The organism is Streptomyces sp. NPDC046716, assembly GCF_040645755.1.
Taxonomy (GTDB): Bacteria; Actinomycetota; Actinomycetes; order Streptomycetales; family Streptomycetaceae; genus Streptomyces.
This window is the reverse complement of the sequence record NZ_JBEYYU010000014.1, coordinates 109493-122052: the sequence shown is the minus strand read 5'-3', so window position 1 is coordinate 122052 and position 12560 is coordinate 109493. Positions and strand designations below refer to the sequence as shown.

At 72.3% G+C, this 12560-nt stretch carries 13 protein-coding genes and 1 riboswitch; of the genes, 9 read left to right on the top strand and 4 right to left on the bottom strand.

Annotated elements, in window-relative coordinates; translation table 11 throughout:
- The first annotated feature begins 118 nt into the window (after positions 1-118).
- Positions 119-205, top strand: a riboswitch (ZMP/ZTP riboswitch).
- A 28-nt stretch (positions 206-233) separates the two neighbouring features.
- Entirely contained in the window at positions 234-1682 is a 1449-nt protein-coding gene (locus ABZ930_RS13745; RefSeq protein ID WP_361546393.1) for a glycine hydroxymethyltransferase, read from the top strand.
- Between the two features lie 13 nt (positions 1683-1695).
- Here the strand turns inward: ABZ930_RS13745 and ABZ930_RS13740 are convergent, their stop codons facing one another.
- The gene (locus ABZ930_RS13740) at positions 1696-2373 is read right to left on the bottom strand and encodes a hypothetical protein (RefSeq protein WP_361546390.1); all 678 of its coding nucleotides are present in this window, start codon (positions 2371-2373) and stop codon (positions 1696-1698) included.
- Between the two features lie 112 nt (positions 2374-2485).
- Here ABZ930_RS13740 and trpS point away from each other — a divergent pair, with 112 nt between their 5' ends.
- On the top strand, positions 2486-3499 hold the full coding sequence (gene trpS / locus ABZ930_RS13735; RefSeq protein ID WP_361546387.1) for a tryptophan--tRNA ligase: 1014 nt from the start codon (positions 2486-2488) through the stop codon (positions 3497-3499).
- A gap of 56 nt (positions 3500-3555) precedes the next feature.
- Entirely contained in the window at positions 3556-4137 is a 582-nt protein-coding gene (locus ABZ930_RS13730) for a 2'-5' RNA ligase family protein (RefSeq protein ID WP_361546384.1), read from the top strand.
- Between the two features lie 328 nt (positions 4138-4465).
- On the opposite strand, the gene ABZ930_RS13725 is transcribed toward ABZ930_RS13730, so the two are convergent.
- Together ABZ930_RS13725 and ABZ930_RS13720 are read right to left on the bottom strand one after the other, a co-directional pair.
- Positions 4466-5221, bottom strand: coding sequence for a decaprenylphospho-beta-D-erythro-pentofuranosid-2-ulose 2-reductase (locus ABZ930_RS13725; protein WP_361546381.1), 756 nt, complete (start codon positions 5219-5221; stop codon positions 4466-4468).
- Between the two features lie 23 nt (positions 5222-5244).
- The gene (locus tag ABZ930_RS13720) at positions 5245-6639 is read right to left on the bottom strand and encodes an FAD-binding oxidoreductase (RefSeq protein WP_361546378.1); all 1395 of its coding nucleotides are present in this window, start codon (positions 6637-6639) and stop codon (positions 5245-5247) included.
- A gap of 132 nt (positions 6640-6771) precedes the next feature.
- On the opposite strand from ABZ930_RS13720, the gene ABZ930_RS13715 reads away from it, so the two are divergent.
- From ABZ930_RS13715 to ABZ930_RS13700, 4 genes are read left to right on the top strand one after another with little or no spacing between them, the layout of a single operon-like run.
- Positions 6772-7293: a phosphatase PAP2 family protein gene (locus tag ABZ930_RS13715; protein ID WP_353944318.1), complete on the top strand. Its 522-nt coding sequence runs from the start codon at positions 6772-6774 to the stop codon at positions 7291-7293.
- Complete coding sequence (locus tag ABZ930_RS13710) at positions 7290-8240, top strand: decaprenyl-phosphate phosphoribosyltransferase (protein ID WP_361546375.1); 951 nt, start codon at positions 7290-7292, stop codon at positions 8238-8240. The genes ABZ930_RS13715 and ABZ930_RS13710 overlap by 4 nt, the downstream gene beginning before the upstream one ends.
- Positions 8237-8713 carry a GtrA family protein gene (locus ABZ930_RS13705; protein WP_361546372.1) on the top strand — a complete coding sequence of 159 codons (477 nt, stop codon included), beginning with the start codon at positions 8237-8239 and terminating at the stop codon, positions 8711-8713. Before ABZ930_RS13710 ends, ABZ930_RS13705 begins: the two co-directional genes overlap by 4 nt.
- Complete coding sequence (locus ABZ930_RS13700) at positions 8701-9621, top strand: YihY/virulence factor BrkB family protein (protein ID WP_361546369.1); 921 nt, start codon at positions 8701-8703, stop codon at positions 9619-9621. Before ABZ930_RS13705 ends, ABZ930_RS13700 begins: the two co-directional genes overlap by 13 nt.
- On the opposite strand, the gene ABZ930_RS13695 is transcribed toward ABZ930_RS13700, so the two are convergent.
- Positions 9542-10780, bottom strand: a complete 1239-nt coding sequence (locus tag ABZ930_RS13695) for a D-alanyl-D-alanine carboxypeptidase (protein ID WP_361546366.1) — start codon at positions 10778-10780, stop codon at positions 9542-9544. The two genes, ABZ930_RS13700 and ABZ930_RS13695, sit on opposite strands and share 80 nt — an antisense overlap.
- Before the next feature lie 109 nt (positions 10781-10889).
- Here ABZ930_RS13695 and ABZ930_RS13690 point away from each other — a divergent pair, with 109 nt between their 5' ends.
- Complete coding sequence (locus ABZ930_RS13690) at positions 10890-11132, top strand: hypothetical protein (protein ID WP_361546363.1); 243 nt, start codon at positions 10890-10892, stop codon at positions 11130-11132.
- A gap of 12 nt (positions 11133-11144) precedes the next feature.
- Entirely contained in the window at positions 11145-12470 is a 1326-nt protein-coding gene (locus ABZ930_RS13685; protein WP_361546360.1) for a metallophosphoesterase, read from the top strand.
- Positions 12471-12560: the final 90 nt, after the last annotated feature.

Here is a 12560-nt window from a genome sequence, read left to right as displayed (position 1 = left end):
GGGATCTCCGTTCGTACGGCACTCGGCGGGCGGTGCGGGAAGGGCTTGTGGCCCGTTCCTATCGTGGCTCGCATGCCGGACGCGGAAACCTCGCCCGACGGCGCGCCCGGTAATGTGAGAACGGAGCCGTGACTGGCGCGCTGGGATGGGACCGACCATCGGGGAGCGGCTCGTGAACTGTGTGCCGTGCGCCTGGGCCGACCGCGAACCGACCGTGTCCGGAGGCAGCCCTCATGACCCAGCCCGACCTCACCCCCGAGTCCACCGCGTACCGCGCCGCCCTCGACGTCGTACGGAGCGTCGAGCCGCGCATCGCCGACGCCATCGGCCAGGAGCTCACCGACCAGCGCGAGATGCTCAAGCTGATCGCGTCCGAGAACTACGCGTCCCCGGCCACGCTCCTGGCCATGGGCAACTGGTTCAGCGACAAGTACGCCGAGGGCACCGTCGGCCGCCGCTTCTACGCCGGCTGCCGCAACGTCGACACCGTCGAGGGAATCGCCGCCGAGCACGCCCGCGAGCTGTTCGGCGCCCGGCACGCCTACGTCCAGCCGCACTCCGGCATCGACGCCAACCTGGTCGCCTTCTGGGCCGTCCTCGCCGACCGCGTCGAGGTGCCGTTCCTGGCGAAGACCGGCGTCCGGCAGATGAACGACCTGAGCGACGCCGACTGGGCCGAGCTGCGCCAGGCCTTCGGCAACCAGCGGATGCTCGGCATGTCGCTCGACGCGGGCGGCCACCTCACCCACGGCTTCCGTCCGAACATCTCAGGAAAGATGTTCGACCAGCGTTCGTACGGCACCGACCCCGCCACGGGGCTCATCGACTACGAGGCCCTGCGCGCCCAGGCCCGTGAGTTCAAGCCGCTGATCCTCGTCGCCGGGTACTCCGCCTACCCGCGCCTGGTGAACTTCCGGATCATGCGGGAGATCGCCGACGAGGTCGGCGCGACGCTCATGGTCGACATGGCGCACTTCGCGGGCCTCGTCGCGGGCAAGGTGCTCACCGGCGACTTCGACCCGGTCCCGCACGCGCAGATCGTGACGACCACCACCCACAAGTCGCTGCGCGGCCCGCGCGGCGGCATGGTGCTGTGCGACGACTCCCTCAAGGACCAGGTCGACCGCGGCTGCCCGATGGTGCTCGGCGGCCCGCTGCCGCACGTCATGGCCGCCAAGGCCGTCGCCCTCGCCGAGGCCCGGCAGCCCGCCTTCCAGGACTACGCCCAGCGCATCGTGGACAACGCCAAGGCGCTGGCCGAGGGGCTGACCCGGCGCGGCGCCACCCTCGTCACCGGCGGCACCGACAACCACCTCAACCTCATCGACGTCGCCTCCTCCTACGGGCTCACCGGCCGCCAGGCCGAGACCGCGCTGCTCGACTCCGGCGTCGTCACCAACCGCAACGCCATCCCCGCCGACCCGAACGGCGCCTGGTACACCTCCGGCATCCGCATCGGCACCCCCGCGCTCACCACGCGCGGCCTCGGCACCGCCGAGATGGACGAGATCGCCGCCCTCATCGACCGGGTCCTGACCTCCGCCGAGCCGGGCACCACCAAGTCCGGTGCCCCCTCCAAGGCGAGCCACGTCCTGGAGCCGAAGGTCGCCGACGAGGTCGCCCACCGCGCCGCCGACCTGCTGGCCGGCTTCCCGCTGTACGGGCAGATCGACCTGGGCTGAGCCCGGCCCCGGCTCAGCCGACGAGCTGCTGCCGCGGTTCCCGGGGCTCCCGCCCCGCCCGCGGCAGCCGCTCGCGCAGCCACCACGCCGCCGCGGCCGCGGCGAGCCCCACGACGAGTCCGCCCAGGGCCCACAGGCCCTTCTCCCGCAGCGGTACGCCGACCTGCGCCCCGGCGTCCGCCGCCGGGAACACTCCGGCGTGCCGCAGTTCGGCGACGAGCTCGGGGGAGACGCGGTGCCAGCGCAGATCGTCGTCGTTCACGTCGACCATGGGGTCCGTGCGGATCCACGGAGTGCCGTCGTCGGCGATGACCAGCTGGTCCTGGCGCTCGATAGCCGTGTCGGTGCCGGGCGCCCGCTGGGTCTCCGGCCAGCCGGCCACCCCGGTCAGGCCCCACACGATCGTCGCCACCACGGGCGGGAACCGGCCGTCGTCCCAGTCGTCCGGCACCCGCTCGGTCACCGCGTCGAACTCCGCGGTCAGCCGCTCGAGACGGTCGAAGTTCGGGTCCTCGTAGTGCAGGGACACCGAGGGACCCGCCTTGGCACCCGGGGCGATCACCACGGCCAGGTCGGGCACGTCCGCCGAGCCGGGACCCACCGGTCTGGCGTGCGCGGGACCGCCGCCCACCAGCACCAGCAGCAGCACCGTCACCGACACGCCCCAGCGGCTCGCCCGTACCCCGTGCATACCTCACCCCCGGCGCAGCGCCCGGCGTGATCCGGGTCACGGGAACACCGTAGTGGCAGACCTGACGTGCACCTGTCCCCATTCCATGAGAGACACCTGAGACAATGGGGGCATGGCCTCTGACAGTCCTCGTGTGCTTTCCGGAATCCAGCCCACCGCAGGCTCGTTCCACCTCGGCAACTACCTCGGCGCCGTCCGCCAGTGGGTCGCCCTCCAGGAGTCCCACGACGCGTTCTACATGGTGGTGGACCTGCACGCGATCACCATTCCGCAGGACCCGGAGGTGCTGCGCCAGAACACCCGGCTCGCCGCCGCGCAGCTGCTGGCCGCGGGGCTCGACCCGGAGCGGTGCACGCTGTTCGTGCAGAGCCATGTTCCCGAGCACGCCCAGCTCGCCTGGGTCATGAACTGCCTCACCGGCTTCGGCGAGGCCAGCCGGATGACCCAGTTCAAGGACAAGTCCGCCAAGCAGGGCGCCGACCGCGCGAGCGTCGGCCTGTTCACGTACCCGATCCTCCAGGTCGCGGACATCCTCCTGTACCAGGCGAACGAGGTCCCGGTCGGTGAGGACCAGCGCCAGCACATCGAGCTGACCCGCGACCTCGCGGAGCGGTTCAACGGGCGGTTCGGCGAGACGTTCACGATCCCGAAGCCGTACATCCTCAAGGAGACGGCGAAGATCTACGACCTCCAGGACCCGTCGATCAAGATGAGCAAGTCGGCGTCCACGCCGAAGGGCCTCATCAACCTGCTCGACGAGCCGAAGGCCACCGCCAAGAAGGTCAAGAGCGCGGTCACCGACACCGACACGGTCATCCGCTACGACGCCGAGAAGAAGCCCGGCGTCAGCAACCTCCTGACCATCTACTCCACCCTCACCGGAACCGGTATCCCGGAACTGGAGCAGAAGTACGAGGGCAAGATGTACGGTGCGCTCAAGACGGACCTGGCCGAGGTCATGGTCGATTTCGTGACTCCGTTCCGGACCCGTACCCAGGAGTATCTGGACGACCCGGAGACCCTCGACGCGATCCTGGCCAAGGGTGCGGAGAAGGCGCGGACCGTCGCCGCCGAGACCCTGGCCCAGGCGTACGAGAAGGTCGGCTTCCTGCCCGCCAAGCACTGAGTCCGTACGCGCGCCGGTACGCCCCGCGCGCCCGCCACACGAGACAGGAGTACGACGTGGGGACCGTAACGATCGGTGTCTCGATCGCGGTCCCGGAGCCTCACGGCAGCCTGCTCCAGGAGCGGCGCGCGGGCTTCGGCGACGCCGCGGCGCACGGTATCCCCACGCACATCACGCTGCTCCCGCCGACCGAGGTGGACGGCGGGCAGCTGCCCGCGATCGAGGCGCATCTGGCGGAAGTGGCCGCCACCGGGCGGCCGTTCGCGATGCGCCTGTCCGGTACCGGTACCTTCCGGCCGCTCTCGCCGGTCGTGTTCGTGCAGGTCGTGGAGGGGGCGGAGGCGTGCACCTGGCTGCAGAAGCAGGTGCGGGACGCCTCCGGTCCTGTCGCTCGTGAGCTGCAGTTCCCGTACCACCCGCATGTGACGGTCGCGCACGGGATCGACGAGGCGGCGATGGATCGTGCCTTCGCCGATCTGGCCGACTATGAGGCGGCCTGGCCGTGCACCGGGTTCGCGCTCTACGAGCAGGGTGCCGACGGTATCTGGCGCCGTCTCCGCGACTTCTGCTTCCCGGGCCCCACGGTCCCCCCGCAATCCCCCCGCAGAGACCCCGACCGCTCCCCCAGACCCCTCTAGCCCGCCTCGCCGCCAGGCCGCTGTCGGCCCCGTCAGGGGCGCTCTGTGATCGCGGGTCACTGCCCGCCCCGCCAGGGGCGCGGGGAACTGCGCGAGAAGCCCCACCGGGGCGCACCCGCCAACGGCGCTGAACTGGCCGCCCCTTGAAGCGCTCACCCCGCACCGGGGTGCCGCCTTGCCCACCCTGCCGCCCCAGGCGGCAGACTGCCCAAGGCGGGGCGGGGCGGGGCGCCTGCCTGAGGTGGCGGGGCGGGGCGGCAGCCCCGGGCGGGGCGGAAGCGGCGGGCGGGAGCCTACGGCGGCGGGGCGACGGCAGCCCCGAACCGGGCTAGACCGGCAACCTGCGGAAGAGTGGGCGCGGGACGTGGCGGAGGCCCGCCATGACCACGCGGAGAGCACCCGGCACCCAGACCGTTTCCGAGCGCCGCCGAAGCCCCAGCTCAATGGCGGAGGCAACGGCGTCCGGCGTCGTGGCGAGCGGCGCCTCGGCCAGCCCGGCCGTCATCTTCGACCGCACGAACCCGGGCCGCACGACCATGACATGCACCCCGGTGCCGTGCAGCGCGTCCCCGAGCCCCTGCGCGAACGCGTCGAGGCCCGCCTTGCTCGACCCGTAGATGAAGTTGGAGCGCCGGGCCCGCTCACCCGCGACCGACGACAGCACCACCAGCGACCCGTGCCCCTGCGCCTGGAGCGCCCGCGCGCACACCAGACCGGCCGAGACGGCGCCGGTGTAGTTGGTCTGCGCGACGCGCACGGCGGCCAGCGGGTCGCCCTCGTCGCGGGCCTGGTCACCGAGGACGCCGAAGGCCATCAGCACCATGTCGATGTCGCCCTCGGCGAACACCTTGCCGAGCGCCTCCTCATGGGACTCGGAGTCGAGCGCGTCGAAGGCGACGGTACGCACGTCGGCGCCCGTCTCGCGCAGCCCGGCCGCGGCTTCGTCGAGCGCCGGTGAGGGCCGGCCCGCCAGCCACACCGTGCGGGTGCGCCGGGTGATCAGACGGCGGGCGGTCGCGAGCCCGATCTCGGACGTGCCGCCGAGGACGAGCAGGGACTGGGGGATGCCGAAGGCGTCCTTCATGAGAGGCGAACTCCGTTACGGGGTCAGAGGGAGAGGCGGCGCGACAGGTCCGAGCGGAACACGCCCGCGGGATCGAGCCGGGCCCGCAGCGAGCGGAAGTCGGCGAGCCGGGGGTACATGGCGTCGAGCAGTTCGGGGCGGAGCCGGGAGTCCTTGGCGAGGTAGACGCGGCCGTCGGCGGCGGCGACCTCCTCGTCCAGTTCGTCGAGGAAGGCGCCGAGGCCCGGCAGGTTCGCGGGGATGTCGAGAGCGAGGGTCCAGCCCGGCATCGGGAAGGACAGCCAGCCCGGGTCGCCGTCGCCGAACCGCTTGAGGACGGCGAGGAAGGACGGGCAGCGGCGCTCGGAGACCCGCCGCACGATCCGGCGCAGGGCCTCCTCCTGCCCGTGCCCGACGACGAACTGGTACTGCACGAAGCCGCCGCGCCCGTAGACCCGGTTCCAGTGCGGCACGCCGTCGAGGGGGTGGAAGAAGGTGGCGAGCTTCTGGATCTCGCCGGTGCGGGACCTGGGCGCCTTGCGGTACCAGAGCTCGTTGAAGAGGCCGACCGTGGTGCGGCCCAGCAGCCCCTCGGGGACGAAGGCGGGCGGCGCGGGCAGCCGGCCGGGGCGGAAGGCGAGCGGGGCGCGGCGGGCGCGGGCGGGCAGGGCGTCCAGCGGGGCGTGGTCGCCGCGGGTGAGGACGGCGCGGCCCAGGGCGGTGCCGCGGGCGAGCAGGTCGATCCAGGCGACGGAGTAGCGGTAGCGGTGGTCGGTGGCGGCCAGCCGGGCCATCAGGTCGTCGAGGTCGGTGGCCCGCTCGGTGTCGACGGTCATCAGCGAGGTCTCGACGCGCTGGAGCCGGACCGTCGCCGTCAGGATGACGCCGGTCAGGCCCATGCCGCCCGCGGTGGCGTCGAACAGTTCGGTGCCGCGCTCCACGATCCGCACCTCGCCGTCGGCGGTGAGCAGTTCGAGGGCCTCGACGTGCCGGGAGAAGGAGCCGTGGACGTGGTGGTTCTTGCCGTGGATGTCGGCGCCGATCGCGCCGCCGACCGTCACGTAGCGGGTGCCGGGGGTGACCGGCACGAACCAGCCGAGCGGCAGCAGCACCTCCATCAGCCGGTGCAGGGAGACGCCCGCGTCGCACAGGACGGTGCCGCCGGCGGCGTCGATGGCGTGGATGCGGTCCAGGCCGGTCATGTCGAGGACGGCGCCGCCCGCGTTCTGCGCCGCGTCGCCGTAGGCCCGGCCGAGGCCCCGGGCGATGCCGCCGCGCCGCCCGGTGACGGCGCACTCCCGGACGGCGGCGACCGTCTCCTCGTAGCTGCGGGGGCGCACCAGATGCGCGGAGGTCGGGGCGGTCCTGCCCCAGCCGGTGACCGGCACGGTGTCGTAGCCGGGGCTCGTGGGGGCCGTGGGTGAAGGGGCTGCAGCCATGAAGGCGACCGTATCGTCCGGAGAAGGCCACTTTGCCCCAAATCTCATATTCCCTCACCGAAATGGGTGATTGAGGGGGTGTCAACCGAAATGGTGCGGTCTGCGGGCCGCCCGGCCTCCACAGTGAGCCACATGGACGACATCGACCGCCGATTGCTGTCAGCGTTGCGCGACTGCGGCTCGGACCGGCGCGTGGCGGCGGCCGCGCGGGCGCTGTCCTGGGCCGGTGAGCACGGCGCGCTCTGGCTCGCCGCCGGGCTCGTGGGCGCCGCCGCCGACCGGGAACGCCGCCCGGCCTGGCTGCGCGCCACGGCGCTGACCGCGGGCGCGCACCTGGCCAGCATGGGCGTGAAGCGCGTGGTGCGCAGGCCGCGGCCCGAGGCCGGCGCCGGGATCGAGCCCCTGGTGCGCACGGCGGGCCGGCACTCCTTCCCCAGCTCGCACGCCACCGCCGCGGCCGCCGCGGCCGTCGCCTACGGCGCGGTGCGGCCGGTGGGCGCGCACCTGGCGCCGCCGATCGCCGCCGCCATGTGCGTCTCGCGGCTCGTCGTCGGCGTGCACTACCCGTCGGACGTGGCGGCGGGCGCGGCCCTGGGAGCGCTGACCGCGCGGCTCGGGGCGCGCTGGGCGGCGGCCGGGGGTGCGCCCCGATGACGGAAGGCGCCAAGGGCGCGGCGGTCCTGGAACGGCCGCACGAGGTACGGCAGCGGGTCACCCCGCTCGGACTGCCCGCGGGGCTGCTGCGCACCGCACGGCCCCGGCAGTGGGTGAAGAACGTCCTCGTCGTCGCGGCCCCCGCCGCCGCGGGCGAGCTGTTCTCCCGGCACGCGGTCACTCAAGTGGCTCTCGTCTTCTGCCTGTTCACCCTCGCCTCGGCGGCGGTGTACCTCATCAACGACGCGCGCGACGCCGAGGCCGACCGCGCCCACCCGGTCAAGCGGTACCGCCCGGTGGCCGCCGGGCAGGTCCCCGTACCCGTCGCCTACGCCGCGGGCGCGCTCCTCGCCGCCCTCGCGCCCACCCTCGCGGCGGCGCTGTGCAACCCGATGACCGCGGCGCTGCTCACCGCGTACGTCGGCATGCAACTCGCCTACTGCGTCAGCCTCAAGCACGTACTCGTCGTCGATCTGACCGTGGTGACCACCGGGTTCCTGATGCGGGCGATGATCGGCGGGGTCGCGCTCGGCATCCCGCTGTCGCGCTGGTTCCTGATCACCACCGGATTCGGCGCGCTGTTCATGGTCTCCGCGAAGCGGTACTCCGAGGCCGTGCAGATGGCGGGCAAGGAGGGCGCCACGCGGGCCCTGCTGAACCAGTACACGACCGGATACCTGCGCTTCGTCTGGCAACTGGCGGCCGGGGTCGCCGTGCTCGCCTACTGCCTGTGGGCGATGGAGGAGGGCGGCGTCGCCCGCACCAGCCTGCTGCCCTGGCGGCAGCTGTCGATGGTGGCGTTCATCCTCGCCGTGCTGCGCTACGCCGTCTTCGCCGACCGGGGCACGGCCGGCGAGCCCGAGGACGTCGTGCTGCGCGACCGGGCCCTCGCCGTCATCGGCCTGGTGTGGCTGGCCATGTACGGACTCGCGGTCGTCGACTGGTGAGCCGGCTGCGGGCGCTGGGACCGGAGCTGGCCGCCTTCGCGGGGGTGGGGCTCTGCGCGTACGCCGCCGACCTCGGCCTGTTCGTGTGGCTGCGCGGCCCCGCCGGGTTCGACCCGCTCACCGCCAAGGCGCTCTCCTTCGTGGCCGGCTGCTCGGTGGCGTACGCGGGCAACGCCCTCGGTACGTACCGGGGCGCGGCCCCGCAGGTCACCCGGCTGCGGCAGTACGGGGTCTTCTTCGCGGTGAACGTGGCGGGCGCGCTGGTGCAGTTGCTGTGCCTCGCCGTGTCGCACTACGGATTCGGGCTGACCTCGCAGCGGGCGGACACCGTATCCGGGGCCGGGATCGGCATGGCACTGGCCACGGTGCTGCGGTTCTGGGGTACCCGAACCCTGGTCTTCCGTGCGAACACGATCCCTACGAGTCCGGTGGAAACGGCCGATAAGGGCAGGCTTGGATCATGGACTGGCTGAAGAAGCTCCCCGTTGTCGGCCCCCTGGTGAGCCGGCTGATGCTGACGCACGCCTGGCGTGCCTACGAGCGGCTCGACGCGGTGCACTGGGCACGGCTCGCCGCGGCGATGACCTTCATCAGTTTCCTGGCGCTGTTCCCGCTGCTCACCGTGGCCGCGGCGGTCGCGGCGAGCACGCTGTCCACCGCGCAGCAGCAGGAGCTCCAGGACAAGCTCAGCGACCAGGTGCCGGGGATCTCCGACCAGTTGGACATCCAGGCGCTGGTCGACAACGCGGGCACCGTCGGTCTCGTCGCCGGTGCGCTGCTGCTGTTCACCGGCATCGGCTGGGTCGGCTCGATGCGGGAGTGCCTGCGCGCCGTGTGGGAGCTGCCGGACGAGGAGGAGAACCCGGTCCTGCGCAAGCTGAAGGACGCCGGGGTGCTGGTGGGGCTCGGGGGAGCGGGGCTCGCCTCGATGGTCGCTTCCACGGTCGCCTCCACCGCCGTGGACGCCACCGCGGACGGGCTCGGCCTCGACAAGAACGGCTGGGGCGGCTTCCTGCTCCAGGCCGCCGCGTTCCTGATCGCCGTGCTCGCGGACTTCCTGCTGCTGCTCTACATCCTCACCCTGCTGCCCGGGGTGGCGCCCGAGCGCCGCGATCTGGTGACCGCGGCGCTGATCGGCGCCGCCGGGTTCGAGCTGCTGAAGCTGCTGCTCGGCGGCTACATCAAGGGCGTCGCCGCGAAGAGCATGTACGGCGCGTTCGGCACGCCGGTCGCCCTGCTGCTGTGGATCAACTTCACGGCGAAACTGCTGCTGTTCTGCGCCGCCTGGTCGGCGACCGGGGTCAGGACCGGTTCTGAACCGGCCACTTCTTCCGCACCACGAACACCCCCGCGGCCAGTACCACCAGCACCCCACCAATGATCGCCAGCGCGATCCCGACGCCGCTGGAGCCGCTCGTCGAGGTGACCGCCGCGTGCGCGTCGGGCCGGGCGGGGCCCGCCTCGCCCTTCGGAGCGGCCGAGCCCGACGGCGCCGCGGCCGTCTTCGTCAGCACGAGATGGCCGACGGGGGAGACCTTGCCGTCGGCCTCGAAGCCCCAGTCGAGCAGCCGCGCGGCCTCCTTGTAGACCGCGAAGGACTCCTTGGAGCTGGGGTTCATGACGGTGACGAGGAGCTTCTTGTCGCCGCGCTGGGCGACACCGGTGAAGGTCGCGCCCGCGTTGGTGGTGTTGCCGTTCTTGACGCCCGCGATGCCCTTGTACGGCGAGATGCCGTAGTCCCCGGTGAGCAGCCGGTTGGTGTTCTGGATCTCGAAGCGCTCGGTCGTCTTCCCCTTCTTCTGCTTCATGGGGAACTTGGCCCGGGCCGTCGCCGCGTACTCGCGGAAGTCCGGGCTGTGCAGCCCGGAGCGGGCGAACAGCGTCAGGTCGTACGCGGACGAGGTCTGGCCCGGCATGTCGTAGCCGTCGGGGCTGACCACGTGCGTGTCGTGGGCCTGCAACTCGTCGGCCTTGGCCTGCATGTCCTTCACGGTCTGCGGGACGCCGCCGTTCATGGCCGACAGCACGTGCACCGCGTCGTTGCCCGACTTCAGGAAGACGCCGAGCCACAGGTCGTGGACCGTGTACGTGAAGCCCTCCTTGATGCCGACGAGGCTGGAGCCCGCGCCGATCCCCGCCAGGTCGGAGGGGACGACCTTGTGCGTCGTCGTCTTCAGGTACTTGGGCAGGACCGTGTCCGCGAACAGCATCTTCAGGGTGCTCGCGGGCGGCAGCTTCCAGTGCGCGTTGTGCGCGGCCAGCACCTCGCCCGACTCGGCGTCGCTGACGATCCAGGACTTCGCCGTCAGGTCCTTGGGCAGGACCGGCGCGCCGCCGCCCAGCTCCACCTGGGTGCCCGCCTTCGCCAGCCGGGCGCCGCCGATGTCCGACATGGTCGCGGGTGGCTTGTCGTCCTTGTCCTTCTTGTCGGCGGCAGCCGCGGCGGGGGCGATCCCCGCCAGCGTCAGGGCACAGGCCGTCAGGACGAGCGCGGACTTCTTCAGGTACGAGGTGACGTACGACTCATGGGTGGCAGGCACGCACGAGAACGTACAGGTACCCGGCCCGTAAGTCTCCGCCGAGGTGTCCTGTGTCTCTCCCGCCCCACCCCGGCGGCGGTGCGGGAGGCGCGCTGGCGATACTGAACGCATGAAGCTCAGTCGCCCCGTCTCCTGGTTCCTGCTCGCCTTCGGGGTGTGGTCATGGATCATCTGGGTCACTTTCGCCAAAAATCTCTGGAAGGACGGCAGCGGCCTCGCCTTCGACGACGCCGGGGATCCGACCGCGTACTTCTGGGTGCACCTGACCCTCGCGATCGTCTCCTTTGTCTTGGGGACGGTCGTCGGAGTGATCGGGTTCCGTGGCGTGCGGTCCCTGCGCGACGACGCGTAGCGGCGGCGGGTCATGGTCGTCCTCTTCGTCCTCGCCGCCGTCGCCGTCCTCGCGGTCTTCGCCGGCCTGCACTACTACGCGTACCGGCGCCTGGTCCGCGCCACGACGGCCGGGCCCGGGTGGCCCCGGCGCCTGGGTGCCGCGGTGTTCGTGGCGGGCCCGGTCCTGATGTTCGCGGCGATCGCCGCGGAGCGCGCCGAAGCGCCGTTCCCCCTGCAACGGGCCCTCGCCTGGCCCGGTTTCCTGTGGATGGCGTTCGCCCTCTATCTGTTGCTCGCGCTGCTGGTGGGGGAGGCCGTGCGGCCGGTCCTGCGACGGGTTCTCGACCGGGGCGCGCGTCGTTCCGGGCCTGATGCCGCGCAGACGGGCCCGGAACTGGAGGCGGGCCCGGGCTCGGAGCCGGAACCGGAGCCGAGTCTGGGCTCGGAGACGAAGCCGAAGCCCGAGCCGGAGCCGGGGCTGAGTTCGGAGCCGAAGCCCGAGCCGGAGCTGGGCTCGGAGGTGAAGCCGGGGCCCGGTCGGCGGTTGGTTCTTGCTCGGGGCGTGGGGATCGCCTCCGCCGTCGCCGCCGCGGGGATCGTCGGCAACGGTGCCTACGGGGTGCTGCGCGGGCCGAAGGTCAAGCGGGTCACCGTTCCGCTGGCCAAACTGCCGCGCTCCGCCCACGGGTTCAGGATCGCGGTGGTCAGCGACGTGCACCTCGGCCCGGTGCTCGGCCGGGGCTTCGCCGAGCGCGTCGTCGACATCGTCAACGGCACCCAGCCCGATCTGATCGCGGTCGTCGGCGACCTGGTCGACGGCACCGTGGAGGACCTCGCGCCCGCCGTCGCGCCGCTGGCCCGCCTGCGCTCCCGCCACGGCACGTACTTCGTCACCGGCAACCACGAGTACTTCTCCGGCGCCGACCCGTGGGTGGCGCACGTCCGCGAGATCGGGATGCGGCCGCTGGCCAACGCCCGGGTGGAGATGGGCGCGTTCGACCTCGCCGGGGTCAACGACATCAGCGGCGAGAACTACGGCGAGGGCCCCGACTACGGCAAGGCGCTCGGCGACCGCGACACCTCCCGCGCCGCCGTGCTCCTCGCCCACCAGCCCGTGATGATCCACGACGCCGTCGAGCACGGCGTCGACCTCCAGCTCTCCGGCCACACCCACGGCGGCCAGCTCTGGCCGGGCAACTTCGTCGCGGACGCGGCCAATCCGACCCTCGCGGGCCTGGAGTCCTACGGCGACACCCAGCTCTACGTCAGCCGGGGCGCCGGAGCCTGGGGGCCGCCGGTGCGGGTGGGGGCGCCGTCCGACATCACGGTCGTCGAGCTGGCGTCCCGTCAGGCCTGACGTCCGTACGGGCTGACCGAATACCGACGTGCTGTCGGTTACTGCGGTGGCACTCAGCGTGTCCATGCCGCAGCATTCTGTGTCGCAACT